Here is a 23,332-nt window from a genome sequence, read left to right on the forward strand (position 1 = left end):
AAAGGCCCCTTTTTTTATCCACCACCACCAGTTGGCGCGCCTGTTTGAGGGTCTATGCTGTTTGTCGCCTCTTTTCGCTTCGCGTCAATATCAATCCCTTCCAACCGCTCCAACGCCCTTTCCTGAGCATTCTTCCGCGTCCCGTCAATATTGAAGTCATTCCCTGCTCCAGTCAGCGAGTCGAGATTTATTGAGGCCGGATCAGGGAATTTACCGTTCTGCTGTAATATCCCAAGCCACTCATCCAAATTAATTTTGCTCCAATCAATTTCGGCAATTTTATCTAGTGGAATCCCTTCACACTGAGGATTTTTGGGGTCTCCAAAGTTCTGCCCCAATTGAGGGCGAACCTGTTCTTGTATAATACGAGAGAGCGGAGAATTGAAGCAGCAATACGCTTCTCTTTTTTCAATACAAGCGCCCAACACCTTAGATTTACAATAAGAGCCTACATAGGTGCAATTCTTGAGCGCTCTTTTGGCGTTCATAGTGAACTCTTCTTCCTCGCACTTATAAATCATCTGGATCATCACCATCGCAACGACATAGACGGTATATATCGTCATGGCAGTGCTAAGCCATGTTGTCGCAGTCTCCATCATTGCTTCGGCAGCTTGTTCAGATGCTGCGGCAGCCGCCTGCTCTGTTGCTGCATCTTGGCCTGCTGATTTCATGACATCCATCATCACTTCTTTGACTTGCTCTTTGAGCTGGTCAATGAGTTGATCAACAAACTGCTCTACAGGCTGGAAGAACGAATCAACAGCACCTGAAACGTTCTCTATATAACTTGTGAACGGTTTTGTGACTTCTGTCCACCCTTGAAGGGCAGGTTCCCTAAGTACCTGATAAGCACCTTTAAGCGCATTACCATCAGTCAGCCCCATCACTGCGCCATCGAGCTTTGGAACGGCCATTATTAGGTTCAGATAATCGGCAAGAGATATATTGGTTGGCTTTTCACAGCAATCAGAAACTCCCCCAACAGCTATCTTGCATTCGCCAGCTTCCCCTGCAAAAGCAGAGCAAATAACGTTTTCATCCCCGGTAGGATTGTCATCCCCATCTTGGCCTGTGCAGCTCATATCCTGCGTCATGAATTGGGCTGCATTGAGCAACGCAGTAGCGCGAGCAAAATCAGTGCTTTGTGTTTTGGTCAAATCAAGGCAGTCATCTCCCATGCAGCGTATAGGCCCACCGCACTGGTACTCAGTTTCCTTTTCCAAGGTCGGAACAGAAACATCTGTACCACAGTCATAAGTATCCTCGTGGACGTAGCACGTACCAGAACTTCCCTGAGCACCATCAACACATTTGGAACTGATGAAGCCGCACTGAGGGTTTTCTTCATATTTCTGACAGCTATCGAGATTCCCGCCCGTGTTTACCGGACAGTGCGTTTCACCTTGAGGGTCTGTCCAGCAGTCCATTTGCCCCTTATAAAAGTCATAGTCAGCTTTAACTCGAACCTTTTTGCATAGTTTTGGAATACCAGGCAAAGGTGACGGCTTGAGTTGAGATTCGCAAACTTTGATCCCATTGATGACTGTGCAGCCCGTAGCATCAGTCGGGTCATCTATACATGTGATCTCGCCTTCCGCAAAACCATCTACAACCCCTTTGGCTGAATCCATGCAGCTCTGTGGAGCCCACTCATCCTTGGTAATGGCTTTTGATGGGTCATAGCGTAGCTTTATGCGGCCAAAACCCTCACCTGCGCCAGTTACTGAAACGCGGATCTTAAACGTAACAACATCACCATCTTTCACATTCTTGAAATAGGGAGTGACATCAATATTAGGGTTTCGCTCCCAACTTGTTGACAATTCACATCGGCCAGCCGTTTCTGGAGGGAAATTGCCGTCAGGGCCGGACCATACTTTAGTTTCCTGACCTGATTTACCAACCCAAACTTGCATGTAGTCATCCCACTTGGCGTACTCAAGAGTTGCAGACACTATGGCGTCTGGATTACTGACTTGGACCCGCGTGTATTCCTCATAAATCGAACAGTTGCCACTCCAGTAGTCGTTACCAACTCGGCCAATCCACAACTCAGTACAGCCTTCTCCACAAGATTTGAGGTTATATGGACCATCATAGTGCTTCACCACAGAGGCATCGTAGTCATGGACAACCTCACAGTCCGCGCTTTGATCTACAACACGCTGACACCGTTCATACTCTGGAATGTGGGCGTTGATAGTATTCTGATTGATGGTTGTTTCGGCAGAACAATCCCCAAAGCCACCTGCGATGAGGTCCATATCCTCATAGGTCTTTTTGCTTAGATTTAGTACAGGGTCATTACTGAAATCAGGGCGTGATCGATTAGAGGCATCGAGAAGAACCTTGTATGCCGCACCAGAGATTGATGGATTAGCACTATTGGCATCACTCCACAGCGACCCTTTTGCATTATTCCCCACGCTGTCCATGTCATCGCCAGAGTCGTAAATGCCTTGCAGACCGCCCACATCAGGTTTATTGGCATCAGGGAAGTAATAACTATCAGGTTTATTGTTGGTCCCGCTCGTTCCGGGGAATAGATCATTGACATTAATCTGACTCCCCCCGTTCATTTGGAATTGACCGTCTTTCAACGTCGGCATAGAGATTGTGCCATCTTGCACAGTCCCCGAGCTCGACTTGAATGAGTTTGAGAGGTTTTGTCCGAAAGCCTGGGCCTCTTTACCCACCGCTGTGATGTCCTGGTCTTGGCTACCGTTAGCGTAGGAATGTATCGGCAGCGCAGACATGGTTACTGTCAACAGCGAGGCCACAGCTTTCATAAAGTAATTATGACTTCGCATTGTGTTCTCCATTTCAACCTTCCCATGCTATCTGAGAAGACAAGGGCCACCTGTACGTGTAGTGGCCCTTTTGGGGCATAATCTAAAATGCCCGTGCAAATTCGTTAGGGTCTGCTCAATTGTTACAGCAATCATTCCATCGCCAGATGGTGTAAATAGGGTCTTGCCCAATTGCCGGTATAGTTCGCGCCAGACCCCACGTAAGAGTGGATTCGCCAATTACGTGAGATGAGTTTGTCTCTGGAACCGGATGCAATAGCGTGAATTTGTACTGCGTTTTGGGTAGTGTTGGGCTAATAACACCTCTACACATAGCCTCAGAACCCATTGTCTTCCACGCTAACCCCCGGCGATGCAAAGCAGCCAGAACCCTTGTGCTAAGAAGACTGCTATCGCGGATAACACCTTTTCCACCATTCTGGTTGCCACTAAATGGATACAGGGTGCCCCATGAACCAGCACACCAGAAAAGCTGTTTTAAAGGTTTTCCAGCGGTTGATGAGACAGCATCAGCAGTACACGCAGCCGCCGCAATTGGGTTTGCTACTGCCGCCGCCTCTGGATTGGTAAAAAAAGCGAGCTCATCATTGTTCCAGGTCGGGTCGAGCTCCGACATGTACATGATGTCGAGATCCATATACCCATCAGCATTACAGGTCTGCTTAATAAATAAATCGAGCATCACCAACAGAGGAAACGCATAGTAGTGATAGTGCATAAAAGAACCATCACCACCATCCATGTCTCCCATGCCATGATGCCCTTGGTTAGTCCTATCAAACGGGAACCTGACACCATTCAAGACAGATGAGCAGCCAGGCACTCTCTGAAATTCAACAAGCCGTGCTGGCTCCCACATAGAAGTGGTGACTCCAGGCCGAGGGACCCCTAGATTATCCTCGCACATACACAGAGGGTTGCTTACGGCTTCACTCGGGAATGATCCGCCTCCACCACTTATAGGAACCCCTGCTACTTTGATGGGAAAAATACAGCTCCAGCAGATGTCAGTAATCAGTTTTCCGCCGATTACTTCCGCATTCTGGCACCCAGGGTCAGCCGATACCGAACGAACCCAAAAGACCGCGCTAACGGCAATGACCCGTAGAATTTTTTGCATCATGGTAAGGCCTTTACGTAATTCAAGTGTTTCTCCATGACAGCAGGCTTCCCGTGATAGAAACCTTGTTGCCATGACAGTCCAAGTAATTTGGCGCTCTCCCCCAATGGGAAGCTCTCCACCTGCTCAGCAATGAGCTGTATGCCTTTTCGGCGGCAGTGGAGGATGGCCGAGTAGTCTTCAAGCGACCGCAGTCTTCTCGCGTCAAACTTGCAATAGTGCCAGTCATAACGACTCAGGCGCTCCAGCGAAGAGTTTTTGTCTCCATAGTCATCCAGCGCCAGCTCAACCCCTATTTCGGTAAGAGCCTCCCATCTCAATGCGAGAGAGGCATCCTGAATGCCCTCGGTAATCTCGATGACAAGCCGTGATGAGTGATTCTTAGCAATGTCGCGGACAACCCTCCACCACGCTTTGAAAATGACGTCTGATTGCAAAGTATGTTCAGAGACATTCAGAAAAAGAGCTGGGTACAGATCCAAGCAATAATGAAGGTTGTCCTGAATGAACCGTGCCATCTCCATATCCACCAGCCCCCAATAAGGAGGTGATGACAGAGAGGATGGTGTAAGAACCCGGCCTTCGTCGTACCAACGAGCCAGTACCTCAGCAGCGACAAACGAACCTGTGCCGACGTCTTTAATTGGTTGGAAAGCCGGGGCAAAAATCATTCACCGCCCTCCTCAGCAAGTTCGCGGACAACAAACTTCTTGCCTCTGGCAGTAATGACGCTCGGTGTGTGCTCCAGCTCGAACCGGGTAATCAGATCTGGCGTCAGCAGATATACCGGCGCGTCAAAGTTGTCGGTGACACTCTTGTAGGAATCCCAGCCTTTGTCTTTGTCGAACTCTGTGGCGATATAGGTAATCCGTTGTACGCCAGGTTCCTGCTTAATTTCAGGCAGCTTCTTGGCGAGCAGCTCCATTTGCTTTTTGTCCAGCGGGTCGAAAACTACGACCGCTTGGGTAAATGGCCGCGTTCCAGGCTTGCAAACTTCCTTCGGATCGCACAATGGGTTGATCACGTCACCCGCGTGAGCGAACACAGTGCCATCCGGAGTGCTGATGTCACTGGTGATCATGACGCTAGGGTCAATTTCTCGTGTTCGAGATTTTGGCGCTCTGGGCAGCTCATTGAAATTCTGCTTGGTCCAGAAGCGCTCTATAGCCTGTTTCTTCTTCTCTTCCCAGTCGATATTGGCAAGGCGTTTCTTGGCAACATCAATAAGGTCTGGCTCACTGATTTTCTCCACCGGCCCCTTAACGCCGAGATCGCCTTTTTCTCCGTTATCCACTTCCCGAGCCAACCATACCGGGTCGGACAACCCGGAGACCTGGGCGACGACGTTTGGTTGTTCGCCAGGCAGCGGCTCATCCTCCAGCATCACAATCGTGGGAACGGCTGTGATGTTGTACGTTTTGAACAACGTAGGGTTGATGATGATGTTCGGCACTGGGTCTTTTTTGGCCGCGAGCGCCTGAATAGCTTTAACTCCCTGCCCCAAGTTCATTCCTTCCGGGATGCCACGGAACACAATTACAGAATCAGGCTGGCCTGACACCGCCGTTAGGACGTCATCTAACCCCTGTTCGCCAAGAGACAACGAGGCGAAAACCAGTATCCGATGGTCAGAGTAGATACCCTTTTCAGCCTGTTTCCGGTGCATCTCCTTGAGCGTTGGGTTAGTAGTTTGGAGCTGCTTGAAAAATGCCTTGGCTTCGGCCTGAGCCTCGTCCATGTGTTGGTTTTGCAACAGAGATGGCATTTCCATCTTCTGGGCCTTTTGGGCAATTTGCTTTCCTTTCTCAATAAGCGCCTTATCCTGCTCTGTGAGCGGAGACTCTTGAGCGTATGCCCCGCCAGCCACAGAGAATATCAACGCCACCAGAACGCTCTTAGAACAGGGGATATGCGCGGCCAATGATCTGATCATTTTTCACAGTCCCCCAGTAACGTGAGTCGAAGCTGAATGGGCTTTTGCCCATAAACCAGTAGTTATTCTCTTTCAGCGTGGTCTTGCCGTAAAAGTGGCTCTCTGGCAGATGTAGTTTCCCTGCGAGCTGGAGCCCCTCTCCGACGACATCACCATTGACGGTGATCTTCCACTTATCGTTGATCTCGACTTTATCCCCCGGCATACCGGTGAGGATTTTGACCATGCGAGTCCCGTCCTTGTAGAAAGGCTGCATGTTCTTGGCTTGGAAGGCGTAAACAGCTCCCCTCTCCAGAGTTTGGTCGTTCAGATCAATGAGGAAGAAGGTGTAACCCGGCAGGCACTTCTCCTGTTGTGGATCAATGCCAATACGGTAGCGGCTGGCAAAGGCCGCACCAGCAGCCCAAAGAACCAGTAGTGTCACACCGGCCTTAACCCCGAAGCGCTTCCAGGATTCCTTTTTGACGAAATACTTCTTGAGTGGAAAATTCATTTCAGCACCTCATCAGGGAGGTACACGTCACTTGGAGCACCGACGACAGCACTTGCGTCAAGGACCAAATAACCTGCGTCTTTCAACTTCAAAATTGCGTCATTGGTCTTGACCATCAGTCTTTCAACTTCCTCCTGAGAGGCACCAGCGGGATACGCCGACGCCACTTTAGCGAAGTCAACCACGACCACTGGCGGGGTTTGATTCAAACGCTGATGGATGCTTGCCGTTTGTTCGCTCATCACGTAGTAGCTACCGCCGAAGCCACCAGCGGCACCGAGAATGGCGGCGATTGCGATTGATTTAATGTCCATTACTGTCTCCCTGGTTATGCAGCCTGCTGACGGCTTCGCATCACGGCCTTGATTGCCTCAGGAATGCTCATGCCTTGTTTCACAAACTGGTCGATGGCGTTAACGTCCACCGGATCGGTCGAATAAAGCAGCTTCTGGAAGTCGCCCACTATCAAGCGTCCGACGCCCATGCCGCTCTTCGATTTGATAAAGATTTCTGAGTACACGCCCTGGATGGTGTGTACCGTCTTGAGGGTGTGGAACCCGCCCTCTGAAAGGGTCAGACGACCGCTACGTTTAACAGATTCCACGGTTTCTTCGGTTTGGCCGAGCAAGTACATGCTGGCCGAGTTCTCCGCGATGGCGCGGCCCACTGCGTTCTCATAGAGGTCGTTGATGGACTGCGTTGCAATGACAACGGAGCCACCGTACTTACGGAATTTGCGGTAGGCATGTTCCATGAAGACCGAGACCTCGCCCTCTTTGAGCAGGTCCCAGGCCTCATCCACGATGACGACTTTCTTGCGGTTACGTTCACCCAGGAATACTTCTTGCTGGATCTGGTAAATAAGCTGGAGCAGTACAACCTGACGCAAGTGCTTACGCCCTTGCAGTTCATCGAGCTCCAGTACAGTGAACTGGTTCTGGAAGCTGACGTTGTTCTTGCGAGAGAAGTATTTCCCGTAGCTACCTTTCGACGTAAAGGCGTAGAGCTGCTGACCAATATCCTTGAGGCGCTGGTCGTTTTCTTCTTCCAGACAGCGCTCAGCGATGTCGTCAACCTTCATCTCTTTACCTTTCTCTTCCCACAGGCGAGAAAGGACCTGTTTCAGCGCAGAGATTTGCCATTCATCCAGCAAGCCTTTGGCCGACGCCATTGCACAAACGAGGCTGACAATCGCGTCTTCTTCGTCCTCGTAGTTCTGTATGAGCTCGAACGGGTTGAGGCAGACGTGCGTTCCTTCTTCAAAGTGAACGAAGTCGCCATTGAGCATTTCCGACAGCTTCTGGTAGGACTTACCGGCATCAATAACCCAGACCTGAGCACCCTCGGACAAGTAGGAAAAAATCAGTTCGTTGGTAAGGAACGATTTACCCGAGCCGGATTCGGCTGCGATCACCAGGTTTTTGTTGGTATTACTGTCGTGAAGAGACAGACTCATGAGCTGGCCGTTGCGGGAAATCAGCGCTGCATGATAGGTCCCGGTCCCCTTCCATTCCCCAAACACCGGCAGGACCACAGCCGCCTGCTCGGTTGTCATGGTCTTGTAGCGGAATAGGTCTCGCACTGCATCCCGGTCTGTACAGAATGGCAGGCAGTTGAGGAACATCGGCAGAGCAACGAACTTATCCTCCATCAGCTCGAACCGAGATTCACGCCAGATGTTTCGTGCGGCCATCGCCGCCGCTTCAACACGTTCTTTGGTTGGAGCAAATAAAACCACCGAGTAGGTGATCTTGACTGGCTTAGCCCCCTCTTTCATGGACTCATAGAGAGTGTCGAAGCTCTCCTTTTTGTCCGCCAGCACCGGCACGAATTTGAGCATCGGCCCGTAGGCTTGGTTTACAGTGAACTGGCGTTTGCGCTCCAGAGTGTTTTTCGTGCTTTCTGCCTCAGGGAAAAACACATTGGTCACAACCATGTAGTTTTCTTTGATGCTGGAGTTGCCGCCGCTGAGATCCCCGGCATAGGTCAACGCATCACCAAAGTAGAAAACGTCAGGCAGCTTTTTCGCTGACATGACTTTCGCGTGGTAGTCCCCCAGCCTGATGCCGTTCTTGCTGACTTCCACATCAGTGCCGTAATCGAAGATTTGCTCGCAGATGGGCTTATCCATCTCCCAATCCACAGAGTCATGTCGCCATGAAGCATCCGGCCCCCAATTCAGGATGGTGCTCATGATCCGGATGTAGTTCACCGCCGTCATTGTGCGGGGACGCAGACCAACGGTTTGAAGCGATGATTCGACCTTCGTGCGAAGCTGTGCGAGCTGCTGGAGTTCGCTTTCAGTCGGGTTATTGTTCTTGATGGGGACTTTGCACGTAACGAACAGCTTGAGGTCTTGGATCAAGCCATTGTCGTAGATACCTTTGTTGGTCTTGGCAAATATGCGTTCTGTCGTGTGGTGCTGGAGGAAGTTAATCCGTTCCTTGATGACAGATGTCAGCAGCTCGTGACGGAAGCCATCACGCAACCCCATCATCCGGTACATCTCCTGATTGATGTCCGGGGAGCGGAACAGAACAAACTGGAGCGTAGTCTTCGACGGGAACTCCTGATTCAGGAAACCGTTCATTCGCTCCTGAACTTTTTCATCGGCACCACACAGGGGCTCACACATGAAACCAAAGCCTGCACTGTGGTCATCCATAAGGAAGACATGATCGTCTTCGTCATAGGCCAGGACAGGAATAATCCCGGCAGCTCGCAAGTGCTCCGGGATCAACGTTTCTTCGAGTTTCTTTTTGATGGTTACGATCATTCAACACTCTCCAACCATGATTTCAGGTTCTTCGGACGTCCTTTGCTGACACGACCATCCGGAGCAACCACGAACGGAACGCCCTCAATCCCAATGAAATGAGCTGTCAGCAGCGTTTGATCGTATTGGCCGGGGTCGCAGGTTTCTTTTGAAGGAAGGGAACCCAAGGTGTTGTTCATCAGCGCATTGAGCGCGTGGGTTTTGTCTTTCGCGCAGTACAAGTTCTTTGCCAAGCGGTTGGACTCAGCACCCAGAGCAGGAATCACGATAAATTTAAAGGTGTAATCATCCACCAGCGATTTGGCATCACCCATGAGCTGATGGCAAACCGCGCATCTAGGATCGACAAAGACCACCACCTCTTTGTCACCACGCCCCATCGAAACGGTGTTCAGCGTGTCCACATCCATGCCCATGCTCTTGAAGTGGATACGCTCCGCTACATCCCTCATTTGGGACATCGTGTTGAGGGGCTTCTTGCTCCACAGGTCGTAGATTTGTCCTGAAATAACAAATCGCCCGTTTTCAGAGAGGAACATGATCTGCCCATCACTTTGGACGGCTCGAACCCCTTTGATGGGTAGCTCTACGATGTCCTCTATCTTCGCCGCTCTGGGATCGGTGATTTCCAATTTCGATGACGCATGAGCCGTGCCGGTAATAATCCCGAACACCATCAGCGCCCCGAGTAATTTTGTCCGCATGTCTATCCCCTAAGATTGGATTACTGGATGCTGGGCAGTGTATCCGGGGGAGGGAAATAGACTCGCCTCTGTAATAGCCCAATTTGGACAATTCCAGCGCGATACAAAAAAAAGCCCGGTCTGAACCGGGCTTTGAGAGGAATGAACCTTAGTTCATGGTAACAGCTTCGGATTTGCCACCAGAGTCATCGACCCCAACCAGAGAGATGGTCGGCATCGTTTCATAGGTGCCCTTGCTGATAGTCACTCGATCAGAGCTGATGCTCTGCAACTCACCGGCAATGGTCCATTCGTAGGACTTCATGCGGCCATCGGTATCTTCGCAGTTCGCATAAACGATCCACGACCCAACGGTCTCTCGTGAGCTCAGGCTACATGCAGGCAACTTGTTCTCTGCCACATTGATGTTCACCTCGCCCTCAGCTTCATGCCCCATTTCTGAGGTTATTTTCAGCTTGATGCTGTGCTCACCAGCGCCCAGAGTTGCTCTGCCGTAGTAACCGCTGCTTTCCAACGGCGTACCATCTACCGAGTAGACGCGAGTCGAAATACGGTCGCGTGGGTGGCCGCCAGAAATGTACGGTCGCAACAGCACATCCAGAGGCTCACGCTCGTATTTGTTCGAGCCAGAGTATTGCAGGTCGATAGCATAGGGCTCTGCCTGGCCGATCTTGAGCGGTTGCTCGATCACGGTTTCATGGCCGCGAGCATCACGGACAGTCACCTTGATGTTGTAATCGCCCGGCTCATTGATCACAAAGGACCGGACAATATCCTGCCGCTGATCCTGAATCACTGCGCCTTCCGGCAACTCCCACTCGTAGGTCGGTTCTTCCAGCTTGCCGTTGAAGGCAATTGGCCGCACTGACGCGGTGATCGTCGCAGGAGCCACGTCAGCGTTCTTCCTGACCTGCATTCCGAAGCTCGGCCATACATACTGCCACACGCGGGAGCGTAGGCTATGCGAGGCTTCTGCACCCTGATCTCGGTATCCTTCGATCCAGGTGGTGTACTTCGTTTCTACAGTAGCCTGGTTGAGGTCAGTGTCCGAAGGCACGTACTCAGCAGTATCACCCTGCACAATTGAGCCATCAGGCAGCGTGAAGAACCCGTTCAGCTTCACGTCCATCCCACGGTAAGGCAGGCTGGTTTCGGCTTTGAACACATACTTCTTACCGGTCTCAATGACTCGCGGCCCTGTCACGTAAGGACGGGGGGCCTTCACTGCTCGGAAGTCAACTGCCGTTTTCGCAACTTCATAGGCATAGCCGTCATCAGCCGGTGCAGTGGCAGAGCGCACACGAGCCCACAGGCGGTATCGGGTTTCTTCATCGCTCGAAAGCGTGATGCTATCCCCTGTCTGCGCGTAGGTTTTGCCACCGTCAGTAGACCACTCAACAATGGCATTGCCACCGGAGATTGGCTCATCGTTCAACGTCAGGTTCGCTGTGTACTTGCCTTCACTTCCGACAAACAACGTGGTCGGGCCGATAACAGCAATATCAGGTTTGTCGTAAGCGACAACACTGACCGCTTCGGTGTACTTTTCCGCACCTGAGTTGACGTTCACCACCTTGGCCCGAACCTGGTACTCCCCCTTATCGAAGGTCTTCACAAGCTGATACTTGTATCGATCTTCTGGGATGAACTGCTCCCAGGTTTTACCGTCGTCCTTACTGGTTTCCCACACAACCTGGCCGGTAGCCCGGAGATCCTGACGGTCGTCCAAAGATAGCTTGAACACAGCAGTGAACGGAGCTTCACCAGACAACTTGCGAGCCTCCACGCCAGCACCGATGGCACCACCACGAAGCACTGTCAAGAAGGCAGGTCTGATAGACAACTCTGTGCGGTTGTAACCCTCAACAGGGCTTTCCAGAACAGCCTCAGCAGCGATACGGACGGAGGAAGTATCCACACCAGACAGGTCTACTGAGAACTGAGCTTCACCGTTCGATGCTTCCGCATAATCAGTGAGCGCAACCGTCTCGTTGTAGGCCTTTTGCTGGATCAGGCGTACTTTCCACACCCCCATCGTGTTAGCGTCATAGTCACCATCAGGTTTGTACTGATCACGGATGAGAACCCTAACCGGCAATGCCTGGGTGTCAATCGCGGTATCACCTTTAACTTCAACGATAGGACGGATACTGTCAGAAGGTGCAGAGATAGCCCGGTAGACAACCTCAGTCTTCACATCAGGCACCTTGTTGTAGGCCGCGTTCACCTTGTAGGTGGTCTCCTCCCACAACGCTCGCTCATCGGTATTGATGCGGCGATACACCTTATTGGTGGCACCCCATCCCGGAGTGAAGGTCTCAGACTCAAGAACATCAGAGTTGCGCGATATGGCAATATCCAGATCAGCTCGTTCAGAGTTGATAATGGCATCACCCAGGTAGTTACCTGTCATCGGCACCAAGTAGATGTTGTCTTTGAAGTTGTAGTCGGAGGCTAGTTCAACGGTCGGAGCTGGTGGGTCAACCGCTTCGACATTGAAAGTCTCGTCGTTCAACGTCACCCGAGTGCCGTTACGGGTGAAAATACTTACCCGCCACCCCAGAGGGTGATCACCGTTCTCGGCCAGGGAACCTGACAACGAAGGAGATTCCGATAACGGGTCTTGGACCAGTCCATCGGGGATCTGCTGCCACTCGAACAGACAGGTGCGGCTTGCACTGCCAACAGCTTTGTTCGCGGCCTCGTTTTTCGCACGGTCAGCACTGAGAGTGATTGAACAATCAGGACCTTTGCTCTGCTTGAAGTTCACATCAAAGTCTTCAATGACGCGATTCACCTGAGCAATGTCATCAATCGGGGTGTAACCAACAGAGCCATAGGCAGTAGTTACCGTCAGGTTCTGAGAGCCAGACCCAACTTTTACCTTGGAACCGTCACCACTGAACAGGTACAGGCTGTATTCGACAGGTTGTTCACCAATGCTCACAGCCTGCCCCACCAGCCCGGCAACTTTCATCCCGTTGTTGTCCTGCGTAGTTTGTTCAGCCTCATCCGGAGTTCTGTCCCATTGGAGCAAACACACCGGGTCACGAATTGGGTCTGCGGCCATAGCCACATCCTCTTTCGTGGTGAACCGGCAAGGCACACCCGACTCTGGCAGGGCATAGATTTTCACCGGGTCAATAACCTGGCGAATTGTCCATGATTCAGCCGAGAGCTTGGCCGTCCCTTTCCAGGTATTGATGTCCACAACCAAGATGGGTGAGTTCGGCGCGGAGGTCATGACAAGAAGACTGGAAGAGCCGACCACATCAGGAACAGCCGGTTTAACCGGAATGCTCAAACGACCACCTGACGCACCGAAATCATGTTGGCTCATGATCCCCATTGTCTGGCCCGGCTCGATACGCACCCCATTCACCACCAGCGGCACTTTCGCATCAGAACGGAGGGTCGCAAACACGTCGTATGAACCTGTCACGACAGCACCATCACTGAGCGTCAGCGGCTTGGTCTCGATGATCCGCTTGCCATCTGCATGAACAAATTCATGAGTGACAGCGGGGACCATAACCTTGCCATCCATCCCATCCGCCAGCATCACCTGACGCGGTTTGTACTCGAAGCCAACCGCCTTTTGAACCGCGTTGCCTTGTGCGTCCTCACCGGAAACAGTCAGCGTGTAAGATTCCCCTTCCTTCAAAGACGGGAACATTACCGGGTACTCAAGGCGGAATCGACCTTTCGACTCCTCACGCCAAGACAACTGCACCTTGTCATCGGCTGGGCCTCCGACGAGGGCAATAGAGGTCAGCTTAGGACTCGGGTCGGCAGTATCAGTCAAGGTGATTACAACATCATCCAAAGACTGGATTGGTGCTCCATCACTGATCGATACGGTTAGTGTCGGCGCTGAATTATCTATGCTCATAGCATATTGGGAGCCAGTGAATACCTGCTTAACCTCATTACCGAAAGCATCTTTAGCTACGAGAGATATGCCGGTATATGTGCCCTCTGACAGATTCTCAGCAGAAAATGTGAAAAACCAATCATTTGTGCTACTACGAAGAACTTCAGTACGAGACAACGGACGTTCTTCGCCAGTCGAGGTTATCGCAGACGCACTTGAGTTGTTAGAAATAACCCACTGGTTAACACCCCAACCGTCAAATGAATCAGGCTCACGGAAATGAGCTTTAAAAATCCGCCCATTTCGTTCTAACCCAGCAATTTCAGGAGGGTTAAGGTCATAGCAGAACGTTGCCCCAATCCGATCAGACGGAAGTTCAGGCTTCCCTTCCGGTCGAGACCAATATCCAGGCCATGAACATGAGCGCCCACTGAACGATATATCCGTATCCACTTCTGCATAAGAAGCATTTGCCGGAATTTTAGTAGTAGGCAACCAAGATCCCCATAACTCCTGAGCGTAAGGTCTCGGCTCAACATGAAATCTCAGTTTTTTATAATGGTTAACTGAGCTCATATTAATGGTTTCACCGCGGACCCACTGACCATCATCCCTAAGATATTCAACATACTTACCGATGGGAGCCAAGCTAACCGATGGATCAGCTTTCACACTGACGGATGTATTACCAAGAGAGTTCATAACCCAGTCGTAAATAATAAACGACTTAGTTTTTGTCCCATGTTGCTGGAATACATCAGCTTGCGTCTGCCGATAATCATATGTACCGTCTTCGGCAATGATATTGCCTTCAATACAGTTTTTATAATCACACCAGTTACCGCTTTGAGCACCGTAAGGTGAAGAAGGATAGGAGTTTGTTTTGGGTATCCGGTAGAGCACCCTGTAGGTATCGGAATAAATGGTCATTCCGTTCTGATAAGGCGCAAAACCTGATAGGGCCTGACCATTAACCTTAAAAGTTGAGGCCTGCGGGTTCTTAGGGTCATACACTGCTACTGGCTCAGGATTCTCTCCAGACTTTGCACCTACTGAATCCCAAGCAATAGGATAGGCTATTGACCCTTTGTTCCCTGCTTTATCCAGGGCCTCGAAATGAAGCGTATATAGATCCTCCCCATTAGGGAACACAGTGCTCCAGTTCAACAACTGGCCTTGGCCGTTGGCGTAATTAACCGAGACAACAGGACTCCTCTTGCCTTTGCTATCTACAGCATACGCCTGTATAGAGGAAACCGAAGAACCGGCATCAGATGCAGACACATCTATACCTGAAAATCGGTTAGGACCTCGCAGTAGCGTTCCATCAGAAAGCGCCCGGTTCCATTCCCCTTTTACTGTCACGTTTGCCAAACTTGGCGCTGTCGTATCGACTTGAAGCGGGTATTCATCAGTCTGAACGGAACTTCCGTCTGACGCCAGTATTTCGGCCCTTAGTTTGTAGACTCCCTCGGAAGGAGCCGGTAGTTGAAGTTCCGCACCATAGTAGGATTTTCCACCCACTGTGATGCGATCAGTAGCCCCAAGAAGGTGGCTGGTCGCTGTCGAAACCACTGTTCCATCCGACCGAATCACCGAAATCTTTACCTTTCGGTCGATACCGGCACTCAAGGCAAACGAGATATTGCCCGTTGGGTTGGCATAGTTGGCATTCGGAGTCAGAGACCGTTGCGTACCATCTGGAGCCTTAAAGGTGTATTCCAGCAGCTCTGCATGAGCAGCACCAGCGGTAAGAACCGCCAGAGCCCCAAGCATCGCCGGAATTTTAGGCTTGAAATTGATCATCGCATTCTCCATTCGTTTTGAGTTACAAGAACCCAATGCTGGAGGTTACGGGAGGGAGTGCATAAACATGGGCTGTGGAAGTGCCCTTTTTGAGCAAATAAGGAAATAGTTGGAATTTGTTATGACTGGACTTTTTGCCAAAAAATAAGGGCAGCTTTTAGGCTGCCCCTATCACCCGTTGATTAACGGCAAGGTGTCTTTTACACCCCCAGGCCATTGCTGAGTTGCACAACAGCCGGGATGACCTTCTCTGCATGTTCCAGAGTAGCAGACATGATGGATTCCACTACGGTCGGGGAGTTGTACAGGCCCATACCGCCACCGATACCCATAGCGAAAGCCATGAGGCTCTGGCGAGCGATACCACCAACAACACCGACCAGGATCATCGCACCCGCAACGATTCGACCCAAAGTACCTTGGGTCCAATCCTTGAGAGTTACCCATACGTCGTCAAACGCTGTACCACCAGTACCAGCGTGGGCCTGATCCGGCACGAGCAGGAAGGCTACCACCATCAACCCCAGGAAGAGGAAGAGTGCGTTGTTTTTACTTGAGGCATTCGCCAACTGATTTGCGTTCATCAAGAACATCTCCTATTTGGTTGTTTCAGACTTCGGTTCGTGTTGTACCGTTTGCAGCGGTCTCAAAACTGGCTCACTTTGCGGTGTGCCATCCCCAATCACCCACCTGCGCGGTTCGATTTCGGTATAGACATACCCTGTCACGATGAGATCACCATTGGTGTCCTCCCAGGGAGCTACCCAAATCCGCATAACCTGTGCTGGTGTACGAATTGGAATCGGGCGATCCGGAAGACGCGGTGCGACATAGTTGTCAATCACCGGGTCTCCGGAGCTAGATGAGTTCGCTGAAACGTTTGAGGAACCTTCGCCATCCGCTTCCGCTTTGGCCTCGACTTCCTCTGGTTTCATTGGGCGCGGGACATTTCCGTCATTGGTTGCGGCGTAAACGTCTCGCGCTGACATACACTGAACACCATTCGGCATTCCCGGACAGCTATACTCATCCTTGCCGATGTTGAACGTCGAACAGCCCGACAAAATAAGTAGCGCTGCACCCACCCCCAACATCTTTGCGGATCTTACTGCCTGTTCCTTTTGAGCCTCGCCTCTGGAACTGCCCTTTCTGGTCAAAATGTTCAAATTTTTCATTTCTTGGTTCCCCCGGTGGAACGAATTTGTAGCTTGGTTCCTTTGGTCACGATGATGTCTACCTGACGGCCAGCATCGACCTCGATAACGGGGAAGATGCCTTCGGCCATGTCGATATAGAACTGAGCGATGCGATCTAGCGCCTTACTGGCCCCCTTCACTGCTGCTCCCTGCAACATCTGGTCGGAGAACACAGACTGGTACTGGGTATTTGAGCCAGGGTTAGTGCTGACGACCGGCACAGGATTGACGTCAAAGGCTTCGGAAACGCCACCAAGGAAGCCTGCCATCAAGCTCTTGGCGATGATTTGCCCCTGCTTCGATACGACGCGACCACGGACACCGGCCTTACCGTCTTCACCCACTGCATAGGAATCCAGCTTCGCTTCTATGACCCCCCCATCATCCCGAACGCACGAGAAGGTCTCGCCACGCAGGTACGCTCGCTCTGAACTGAGATCTCCATAGCCTGAAACAATCAGGAAGCACTCACGAACATCCGCACGGAAGCGGTTAGGCAAAATAGCCTCTTTCTGAATCCTGAGGGTCGAAGGGAACGGATCTCGACGAGCACCTTGAGATGTTGGTGCGTCCATACCGTTGATGAGCACCCCTGTCAGGATGGAGCCAGAAGGTAGGTAGATAGACTCATCATCCTTGTTGTCCTTCTCTTCAACTTCTGGCGCTTTCTGCGAGTAGCTCACTATTTGGATGCCTGGTTTAGTTGCATCACGACCGTCTCCCTTGCCAGTTGCAGGAGCCCCACCCTTCGAGTCAGGAAGCGGTGCGTCCCGAAAAAAGGATGCTGGATCTTTGTAGTCGAGCTTTTTCTCCATGAACTGACCATCACCACCAGATGCACCATTAACATCGGCTCTGGCATCCTCTGATGAAGAGGATGTTTTTCCACCAGCAGCGCCGGTTTCGACTTTCTTAGCCAATTCCATGTTCTTCTGGGTCAGGCGGTCCAAATCTTGACGAAGGCGGGTCATCTCACGGCCAACATCACTGGATTTCCCGGCAGTGGTTTTGGTTTCCTCCAGCTCTTTCTTGACTCGTTCCAGCTCCTTTTTCAGGTCGGAGTTTTCACGAGACACCATCTTCACATCGGCAGACAACGAATCTATCCCGATCTCACGGGTGTTTTTGTCTGTGAGAACGTGCTTGATGGTTTCTTGGCGACCGCGCTTCTCTTCTTTCTTGGGTTCACCAGAGAACATTGTCACGACCGCAAAAAGAACGAAGACGCCGCCAGCGATAGACACCCAACGCTTCTTGTTGGGGTCTAACTGTGTCCAAAATCGCTTAATCATTGGGCACCTCCCAGCAGCGATGGACGCTTAGACGTTGGTGCGAGACCACGCTTCTGCTTCTTCGCCACATAGATCTCCGTCTTCTGGCCGGGCTCAAGCACGTTAAGCGGCCACGTAGTCACCGCAGCCACATCCCAGCTCCCACACAACGCCTCTTTGAACTCAATAGGCTGATCAGAGACGTTCAGGGCGACACCGATGAACACGTTAAGGTGGTGGCCCATCATGTATTGCCCCTTGCTAAAATCCACCTTTACCCCAGGATGAGCGCAGCTCGGCACCGCAGCACCAGCAGGGATGCGGTTCAACGTGTAACCTTGAGGGACTTCACCAAGAGCAATCTTTCGGAATACTGACCGGATGGTTTCGACATAAGGCTGGCTCTGTTCCCAGGTCTCAGCCTTGGTATTGGCAAAAGCACCAGTGATACCTACACCACCATCGAGCTTGAGAAAGACTTCTCTGGGCGGAATACGACGGGGAACCATCGTCAGGCTGAGAGCTTGGGCTTCCGAGCCTTTTTCAGTAATGAACATAGTCACCGGATACTGCTTATCCGTGGCGACATAGACCACATTCTCTTTGATGCAGACCTCACCACACTGGCCGTTATCCGTCGCCCCGGTCAGAGATGTTGAAACGATCTCAGGATTGCTGAAAGGCGTGACGATTCGGTTCGGATGACCAACGGCTATCGGGATGATCTGGTTAACCCCCGGCTTCATCGTCAGTAAGGGGTTTTCATTCATGCTGCCCACAACCTCATGGGAGCTTTGTCCTGACGTCACAGGGGCAGGAACATCCTTTTTCATAACACTGGCCGGGACAACAGGAATGTCATCCGAGGCATAGGCCATTGAAGTTCCAAGCGCCAAGGACAGCGCCAGGAGCGAAAGTTTAGCGTTGTTCTTCATGCTTTCTCCGGTTTTCTTCTTTGCGCTGGAGTTGCTCCAAAACAGTTTTGGTGCGTGGCTTTCCTACATAGGTGTCGATGTAGTCCAGCACGGGCGCGTAGTTTGAAATCTTGATGGCGAACTCGTAGGAGCGTTCGCTACGCTCTTCGTTAGAAGAAGCCCCTTTGACGTAGGAATATCCGTAGACAAACACCTTGTCGCTCTTGGGCTCGTACTCAACAAAACGCGGCTCAAACCGCATGGTTACGCGGTCGTTCTTGATCTGTTGAGCTTGAATTTCGATGGCATCAATCACGTCCTGATAGATGCTCGGGGAGAGAAGCGGGGTGATCCGTTCTTTCACAAAGTCAACGGTTCCTGGCGTCACATTGCCAAGGAGCTGAGCAAAAGCGAAACCCCAAGCCTCTTTATAGGACTGAGAGGCGTTATTTTTCGTCACCCAGGCTTCTTCCGTGAGCGTGAAAGGCTGGATAGTGACGATGGTTTCCTTGCTGAATACTTGGACCACCAGCAGGAAAACGATAGCAATAAGACCACCCTGGAAGATTCGTCCCCACTTATTTTCTGTTTGGGTCCCTTCCCAGGTCTTGAGATACTTTTTCAGGTTCAAGGCAAATACCTCCGGACAAACGGATTCTTGAGAGATTTGGCCTTGGTCATGATGAACCCGGCCCAGTAGATCATGTGGAGCAGGTATCCATCCGGATGGTTATCCCTGAATCGGCGATAAAGGTTGGTTACAAGTAACCCCCCCAGAAAGCAGATCAGGGCCTTACCGATGATGACCCCTATCGTTAGCCCCAAAAGCATCGGGGCCAACTCATCTGCGCTCCACAACAGCAGATGCGGGGGCTCATCGACCCGGCGCGGTATCTTTACAGGCTTCATAGCAACCCTCTTCTTTTCCTAGTGGCCTGTATTCTCATTCAGGGTCACTGATTTTCTGCCACGGCTTCGCGCCCTTTTCGGGCACTTCCAGCGACAAATAAAAAAAGGCGGCCTAAGCCGCCTTTTTTGCGTTTACTGGATCGGTTATTGATTTTGAGGAACCGCTTCCGAATGTTTTTCCGAAGCCGCAACGCTAACTTCATTGGCTGGTCGGGCCACCCCCAGAGTTTTCACTTCCTTGTTAGCATTGGCTTTAAACTTGAACATCAGACTGTACGCCGCCAGCAGGAAGAAGCTGAGAATGCCCCAGTAGGTCTGAACCGTGCCCAGAGCCTTGGCCGGGTCACTTGCAGCTCTGTTGGCCGTATCAGCAGCCAACTTAACCCACTGACTCCAGTCAAAACCTGCCGCAAAAGCAGACAGCCAAAACGCGACGGCCACTGGAACGATGAAGATGCACATCAGCACCGCGTTCATCAAAAACCAGAAAAATTGTTTATTAAGGTTCACACTTCCTCCCATTAACCTAGAAAATTGAATGCGTGTTCCAGGTTCATCCCTGCAACAACACCTATAACGAACATCACCTGCCAGACAAGGAACTGCCAGGAGATGAATGAACCAGATGAGCTTTCGCTTTCTCTGACGTGAGCTTGTGCGGACATAGACCCTCCAAATAACTTGTCGTCATCACGGAGTAATCGTCTCTTAATTGATCAATCTAGGAACAGTGCTGTTACGGCCCATTTTGGGCACTTTATGGAGGTTTATTCGAGGAGATGATAAGAGCGGGAGGCGAAAAACTTTCACATGTGAAAGTTCAAAGCGGCCAATGGCCGCTTGTTTCACACTGTTCTATTGTAACGGAGTTCTCGATAAGCATCCCATGCTTGCTCTGATGAGACACCTCGACAACCAACATCTGTGGCGCACTCAAGGTCCATCTTGTACTGCTTAACCTTCTGGTCTGCTGTATCGCCCCAGCTCATGGCTGATGGGTACTTGGAAACACTAAACACATTTTCAAGTTCAGCCTGATAGTCGTCGTTTTGTAACAGAGGTTCGGTTTCACCATCATCCCAGCGAATGTAAGCCTTACCCTGGAGAGCCTTCAAATGCAAAGGCACCAGTAAGGTGGAAATCACTTCGTCAGCCCTGATGTCTTTGTAAGCACACCAGTGAGGTTTAACGGTGATCACACCATTTACCAAAACGATGTCACACGCCAGTGTCGCTTCAACATTATCGTTAACATCCTGCCGAGCGTAGATCTCCACGAAACCAACCTGCTCTGGAACAACCTTGTCGATGAAGCTCCAAAAGCTGGGGTACGACGTTCCATCGCTGAGCGTCAACTGACCGTCATGCTCTTTCAGCATACGGTTCAGTTGTGCAGTGAAGAACTCTGCCGACACTTTTCTTGCCAATGGTTCCATATCACTCAGTCGTAGAGTGGCTCCTGCACCCCCCTCATACACCTCTCCAAAAAAGAAATCTCTCTTACGCATTAGACTTTGCCTCCTTTAATCGCTTGCTGGGTCAGCTTGATCCAGTTCAACGGGTTTTCACAGTCAACATGGTTGCCAGCGGCACCAACTACCGTTTTGTATGCCTCCGAGCCTGCCGCTGTGTGTACTGCCAGCATAAACGAAAACATAGGGTCATTTTGCATGGTGCCAATCATCATTGCACTGGAAGTGTCTTTGAGCTGGCAGTTTTCAACCCGCAGATTGAGTACATCTTTTGCCACCATCTTACAGTCGGGACACACCTTCTCAAGGTTCTTGAGCTTTGCGTCGTCATTGAGCACATCAGGAGCCGCGATGGCAGTACCGGCCATACACAGCCCCAGTGCCAGCAGTTTGAGTTTATTGGTTACTTTCATGGTTCCTCTCTATATCGTTCCAATTTCGTTTCGGTAAAAGAACAGTGGCCCAGTGACTGTTCTGAGTTCCGGCGTTACTTGCTTTACTCTTGAGCAAATATGCTGCTTGAAAAAGTTGTGGTATCCGTACAAAGCTGGGCGTGTAAAAACGGAATAGATAATGAGGGTGATGGCCGCACCAGCGGCCCACCCGATCACGTCCGGAGAGATAAGTCCTGACACGTCTGAGATACGTTCTGGTTCAACCAAGCGGCACACCACCAGCACCCAGAACCACATTACCGGCATCACAAAGATCATCTTTCCGACGCAAGCAATGAGCACCTTCACCAAATTCAAGCTCTGCGCCCAGTAAAGCCACAACGCAGACAAGGATTGGCGACGTATCACCTGGTAGACGTTCAATGGGATGTCGCACAGATGCACCCCATCTTGATTTATAACGGAGTAGCTCATCCTCCCTCCCTATACCCGTTTCTGGAGGTTGCCGAACGTCAGGCCAACCAGGACACAGCACGTCATCATTGTCATCGGGATGACAACCGGATCGAGCGCTATGGGGATGAAGAACGCGATGAACAATCCGGCCATCAGGTACATCGTTCCGCGAACGCTGTAACGATGGAGAACCGGACTCGCATAATCGAAGTTGGTCCGCTTAATTCGCCATGTCATCATCCCGTCATATACCGCAGGTACGAACAGGATCAGCATATAGGGAGCCCACGCGGCTAACAGTGCCAACCTTGTGTAGAACTGGTAAATGACGTTGACAAAGGCTTCCATGCGGCCTTTGACCCACACAAACCAGCCCTTGCCCATGTCCTGCATCCCCTTGGACTTCTGGCGCTCCTCTTCTGATGGGATCAGCGTTTGGTACATCCCCTCATAGAATCCTGAATCAATAACGCTCGACCTGAACCAGGTAGATGCTTTGTTCTGTATCCAGTCTCTTGCTTCGACACCAAGACTCTGTTCCACCAGCTCGGATTCCCTTTTGATGGCTCTGTCTGTCCAGTCGCCAGGGATCAGCAGCAATATTGCCAGCAACTCAATAACCAGCAGCCATGCGACCAGCAACCACGGCTTCTTCATAGTCGGTTCTCCTTAAAACAGTTTTCACGCTCTCACAGGTGATGAGCTCATACAGCAAGCCACGCAAAGAGGTCTCATCCTCATGGGGCTGCGGGTTAATGGATAGTTCTCCTGGATGGGAAGAAAGCCACAGTGAGAACGACTCTCCTGAATCGACAGACCATGAATCACCGCCACTATCGACAATTTGCACTTCCAACGCCCGGCAGGTTTCGGTGATCAGGGTTTCCAGAAATGCCCCAATTCTGGCCGGGTCTTCATATTTCTCTCTCTGCTCATGAAACACGAGCTGGCTGTAGCGATGCAGAGCTTCTTCAATGATCGGGTAAATCACAGGCTCCTGATTAGCCTTAATCCCGTCTGTGATGTAGCAGCTCAGCTTCTCGATGATGGCCTCCGATGCAGGCCAGTCGAATTGGAGGATGCTCAGGATGTGAGCGTTCTTGCGGCCACGACTTTTCAATTCATTCATAACCCTGTCGAAAGGGTTCACATCGACCATGATGGCTACCTCGTAATTTCTATACTTCTTGTCACACATAG

At 51.1% G+C, this 23,332-nt stretch carries 22 protein-coding genes; all 22 read right to left on the reverse strand.

The window, feature by feature from the left end; all coding sequences use genetic code 11:
* Positions 1 to 14 precede the first annotated feature (14 nt).
* Entirely contained in the window at positions 15 to 2,813 is a 2,799-nt protein-coding gene (gene traN / locus R7093_RS20175) for a conjugal transfer mating pair stabilization protein TraN (RefSeq protein WP_001256487.1), read from the reverse strand.
* Positions 2,814 to 2,928: 115 nt separating this feature from the next.
* Positions 2,929 to 3,936 (reverse strand): TraU family protein, encoded by a 1,008-nt coding sequence (locus tag R7093_RS20180; RefSeq protein WP_000983283.1) that lies wholly within the window; start codon positions 3,934 to 3,936, stop codon positions 2,929 to 2,931.
* Positions 3,933 to 4,604 carry an EAL domain-containing protein gene (locus tag R7093_RS20185; RefSeq protein ID WP_001337754.1) on the reverse strand — a complete coding sequence of 224 codons (672 nt, stop codon included), beginning with the start codon at positions 4,602 to 4,604 and terminating at the stop codon, positions 3,933 to 3,935. The genes R7093_RS20180 and R7093_RS20185 overlap by 4 nt, the downstream gene beginning before the upstream one ends.
* Positions 4,601 to 5,866, reverse strand: a complete 1,266-nt coding sequence (locus R7093_RS20190) for a TrbC family F-type conjugative pilus assembly protein (RefSeq protein ID WP_000621288.1) — start codon at positions 5,864 to 5,866, stop codon at positions 4,601 to 4,603. The genes R7093_RS20185 and R7093_RS20190 overlap by 4 nt, the downstream gene beginning before the upstream one ends.
* Positions 5,829 to 6,359 (reverse strand): S26 family signal peptidase, encoded by a 531-nt coding sequence (locus tag R7093_RS20195; RefSeq protein ID WP_001010738.1) that lies wholly within the window; start codon positions 6,357 to 6,359, stop codon positions 5,829 to 5,831. Before R7093_RS20195 ends, R7093_RS20190 begins: the two co-directional genes overlap by 38 nt.
* Positions 6,356 to 6,673 (reverse strand): hypothetical protein, encoded by a 318-nt coding sequence (locus R7093_RS20200; protein WP_000351984.1) that lies wholly within the window; start codon positions 6,671 to 6,673, stop codon positions 6,356 to 6,358. Before R7093_RS20200 ends, R7093_RS20195 begins: the two co-directional genes overlap by 4 nt.
* A gap of 14 nt (positions 6,674 to 6,687) precedes the next feature.
* Positions 6,688 to 9,135, reverse strand: coding sequence for a type IV secretion system protein TraC (traC, locus tag R7093_RS20205; RefSeq protein WP_000637386.1), 2,448 nt, complete (start codon positions 9,133 to 9,135; stop codon positions 6,688 to 6,690).
* The gene (locus R7093_RS20210; RefSeq protein WP_172692928.1) at positions 9,132 to 9,839 is read right to left on the reverse strand and encodes a DsbC family protein; all 708 of its coding nucleotides are present in this window, start codon (positions 9,837 to 9,839) and stop codon (positions 9,132 to 9,134) included. The genes traC and R7093_RS20210 overlap by 4 nt, the downstream gene beginning before the upstream one ends.
* 148 nt (positions 9,840 to 9,987) lie before the next feature.
* Entirely contained in the window at positions 9,988 to 15,519 is a 5,532-nt protein-coding gene (locus R7093_RS20215) for an Ig-like domain-containing protein (protein ID WP_000606833.1), read from the reverse strand.
* 200 nt (positions 15,520 to 15,719) lie between these two features.
* Positions 15,720 to 16,037 (reverse strand): TraA family conjugative transfer protein, encoded by a 318-nt coding sequence (traA, locus tag R7093_RS20220; RefSeq protein ID WP_064754699.1) that lies wholly within the window; start codon positions 16,035 to 16,037, stop codon positions 15,720 to 15,722.
* A 78-nt stretch (positions 16,038 to 16,115) separates the two neighbouring features.
* Positions 16,116 to 16,694 (reverse strand): type IV conjugative transfer system lipoprotein TraV, encoded by a 579-nt coding sequence (gene traV, locus R7093_RS20225; RefSeq protein WP_000793435.1) that lies wholly within the window; start codon positions 16,692 to 16,694, stop codon positions 16,116 to 16,118.
* Entirely contained in the window at positions 16,691 to 18,004 is a 1,314-nt protein-coding gene (locus R7093_RS20230; protein WP_024131605.1) for a TraB/VirB10 family protein, read from the reverse strand. The genes traV and R7093_RS20230 overlap by 4 nt, the downstream gene beginning before the upstream one ends.
* Complete coding sequence (locus R7093_RS20235; protein ID WP_000794249.1) at positions 18,004 to 18,921, reverse strand: type-F conjugative transfer system secretin TraK; 918 nt, start codon at positions 18,919 to 18,921, stop codon at positions 18,004 to 18,006. The genes R7093_RS20230 and R7093_RS20235 overlap by 1 nt, the downstream gene beginning before the upstream one ends.
* Positions 18,905 to 19,531 carry a TraE/TraK family type IV conjugative transfer system protein gene (locus R7093_RS20240; protein ID WP_001049716.1) on the reverse strand — a complete coding sequence of 209 codons (627 nt, stop codon included), beginning with the start codon at positions 19,529 to 19,531 and terminating at the stop codon, positions 18,905 to 18,907. The genes R7093_RS20235 and R7093_RS20240 overlap by 17 nt, the downstream gene beginning before the upstream one ends.
* Positions 19,528 to 19,809, reverse strand: coding sequence for a type IV conjugative transfer system protein TraL (gene traL, locus R7093_RS20245; protein ID WP_000805625.1), 282 nt, complete (start codon positions 19,807 to 19,809; stop codon positions 19,528 to 19,530). The genes R7093_RS20240 and traL overlap by 4 nt, the downstream gene beginning before the upstream one ends.
* Positions 19,810 to 19,953: 144 nt before the next feature.
* The gene (locus tag R7093_RS20250; RefSeq protein ID WP_001052531.1) at positions 19,954 to 20,319 is read right to left on the reverse strand and encodes a hypothetical protein; all 366 of its coding nucleotides are present in this window, start codon (positions 20,317 to 20,319) and stop codon (positions 19,954 to 19,956) included.
* 11 nt (positions 20,320 to 20,330) lie between these two features.
* Positions 20,331 to 20,474 (reverse strand): hypothetical protein, encoded by a 144-nt coding sequence (locus R7093_RS20255; RefSeq protein WP_001275801.1) that lies wholly within the window; start codon positions 20,472 to 20,474, stop codon positions 20,331 to 20,333.
* Positions 20,475 to 20,654: 180 nt separating this feature from the next.
* Positions 20,655 to 21,317, reverse strand: a complete 663-nt coding sequence (locus R7093_RS20260) for a hypothetical protein (protein WP_001231463.1) — start codon at positions 21,315 to 21,317, stop codon at positions 20,655 to 20,657.
* On the reverse strand, positions 21,317 to 21,694 hold the full coding sequence (locus R7093_RS20265) for a hypothetical protein (protein WP_000869261.1): 378 nt from the start codon (positions 21,692 to 21,694) through the stop codon (positions 21,317 to 21,319). The genes R7093_RS20260 and R7093_RS20265 overlap by 1 nt, the downstream gene beginning before the upstream one ends.
* 241 nt (positions 21,695 to 21,935) lie before the next feature.
* Positions 21,936 to 22,112 carry a hypothetical protein gene (locus R7093_RS20270; RefSeq protein WP_169342285.1) on the reverse strand — a complete coding sequence of 59 codons (177 nt, stop codon included), beginning with the start codon at positions 22,110 to 22,112 and terminating at the stop codon, positions 21,936 to 21,938.
* Between the two features lie 47 nt (positions 22,113 to 22,159).
* Positions 22,160 to 22,789 carry a DUF4400 domain-containing protein gene (locus tag R7093_RS20275; protein WP_000743449.1) on the reverse strand — a complete coding sequence of 210 codons (630 nt, stop codon included), beginning with the start codon at positions 22,787 to 22,789 and terminating at the stop codon, positions 22,160 to 22,162.
* On the reverse strand, positions 22,746 to 23,291 hold the full coding sequence (locus R7093_RS20280) for a hypothetical protein (RefSeq protein WP_000228720.1): 546 nt from the start codon (positions 23,289 to 23,291) through the stop codon (positions 22,746 to 22,748). The genes R7093_RS20275 and R7093_RS20280 overlap by 44 nt, the downstream gene beginning before the upstream one ends.
* Positions 23,292 to 23,332 lie beyond the last annotated feature (41 nt).

This window comes from Vibrio sp. 1580, assembly GCF_033340055.1.

Excerpts from the sequence above, each read along its gene's own strand:
- R7093_RS20190 (WP_000621288.1), bottom strand. The coding sequence starts at position 5,866 with ATGATCAGATCATTGGCCGCGCATATCCCCTGTTCTAAGAGCGTTCTG.
- R7093_RS20265 (WP_000869261.1), bottom strand. The coding sequence starts at position 21,694 with ATGAAAGTAACCAATAAACTCAAACTGCTGGCACTGGGGCTGTGTATG.
- R7093_RS20210 (WP_172692928.1), bottom strand. The coding sequence starts at position 9,839 with ATGCGGACAAAATTACTCGGGGCGCTGATGGTGTTCGGGATTATTACC.
- traN (WP_001256487.1), bottom strand. The coding sequence starts at position 2,813 with ATGCGAAGTCATAATTACTTTATGAAAGCTGTGGCCTCGCTGTTGACA.
- R7093_RS20185 (WP_001337754.1), bottom strand. The coding sequence starts at position 4,604 with ATGATTTTTGCCCCGGCTTTCCAACCAATTAAAGACGTCGGCACAGGT.
- R7093_RS20275 (WP_000743449.1), bottom strand. The coding sequence starts at position 22,789 with ATGAAGAAGCCGTGGTTGCTGGTCGCATGGCTGCTGGTTATTGAGTTG.
- traA (WP_064754699.1), bottom strand. The coding sequence starts at position 16,037 with ATGGTGGTAGCCTTCCTGCTCGTGCCGGATCAGGCCCACGCTGGTACT.
- traC (WP_000637386.1), bottom strand. The coding sequence starts at position 9,135 with ATGATCGTAACCATCAAAAAGAAACTCGAAGAAACGTTGATCCCGGAG.
- R7093_RS20195 (WP_001010738.1), bottom strand. The coding sequence starts at position 6,359 with ATGAATTTTCCACTCAAGAAGTATTTCGTCAAAAAGGAATCCTGGAAG.
- R7093_RS20255 (WP_001275801.1), bottom strand. The coding sequence starts at position 20,474 with ATGTCCGCACAAGCTCACGTCAGAGAAAGCGAAAGCTCATCTGGTTCA.
- R7093_RS20235 (WP_000794249.1), bottom strand. The coding sequence starts at position 18,921 with ATGAAGAACAACGCTAAACTTTCGCTCCTGGCGCTGTCCTTGGCGCTT.
- R7093_RS20180 (WP_000983283.1), bottom strand. The coding sequence starts at position 3,936 with ATGATGCAAAAAATTCTACGGGTCATTGCCGTTAGCGCGGTCTTTTGG.
- R7093_RS20280 (WP_000228720.1), bottom strand. The coding sequence starts at position 23,291 with ATGGTCGATGTGAACCCTTTCGACAGGGTTATGAATGAATTGAAAAGT.
- R7093_RS20200 (WP_000351984.1), bottom strand. The coding sequence starts at position 6,673 with ATGGACATTAAATCAATCGCAATCGCCGCCATTCTCGGTGCCGCTGGT.
- traV (WP_000793435.1), bottom strand. The coding sequence starts at position 16,694 with ATGAAAAATTTGAACATTTTGACCAGAAAGGGCAGTTCCAGAGGCGAG.
- traL (WP_000805625.1), bottom strand. The coding sequence starts at position 19,809 with ATGAAGCCTGTAAAGATACCGCGCCGGGTCGATGAGCCCCCGCATCTG.
- R7093_RS20260 (WP_001231463.1), bottom strand. The coding sequence starts at position 21,317 with ATGCGTAAGAGAGATTTCTTTTTTGGAGAGGTGTATGAGGGGGGTGCA.
- R7093_RS20215 (WP_000606833.1), bottom strand. The coding sequence starts at position 15,519 with ATGATCAATTTCAAGCCTAAAATTCCGGCGATGCTTGGGGCTCTGGCG.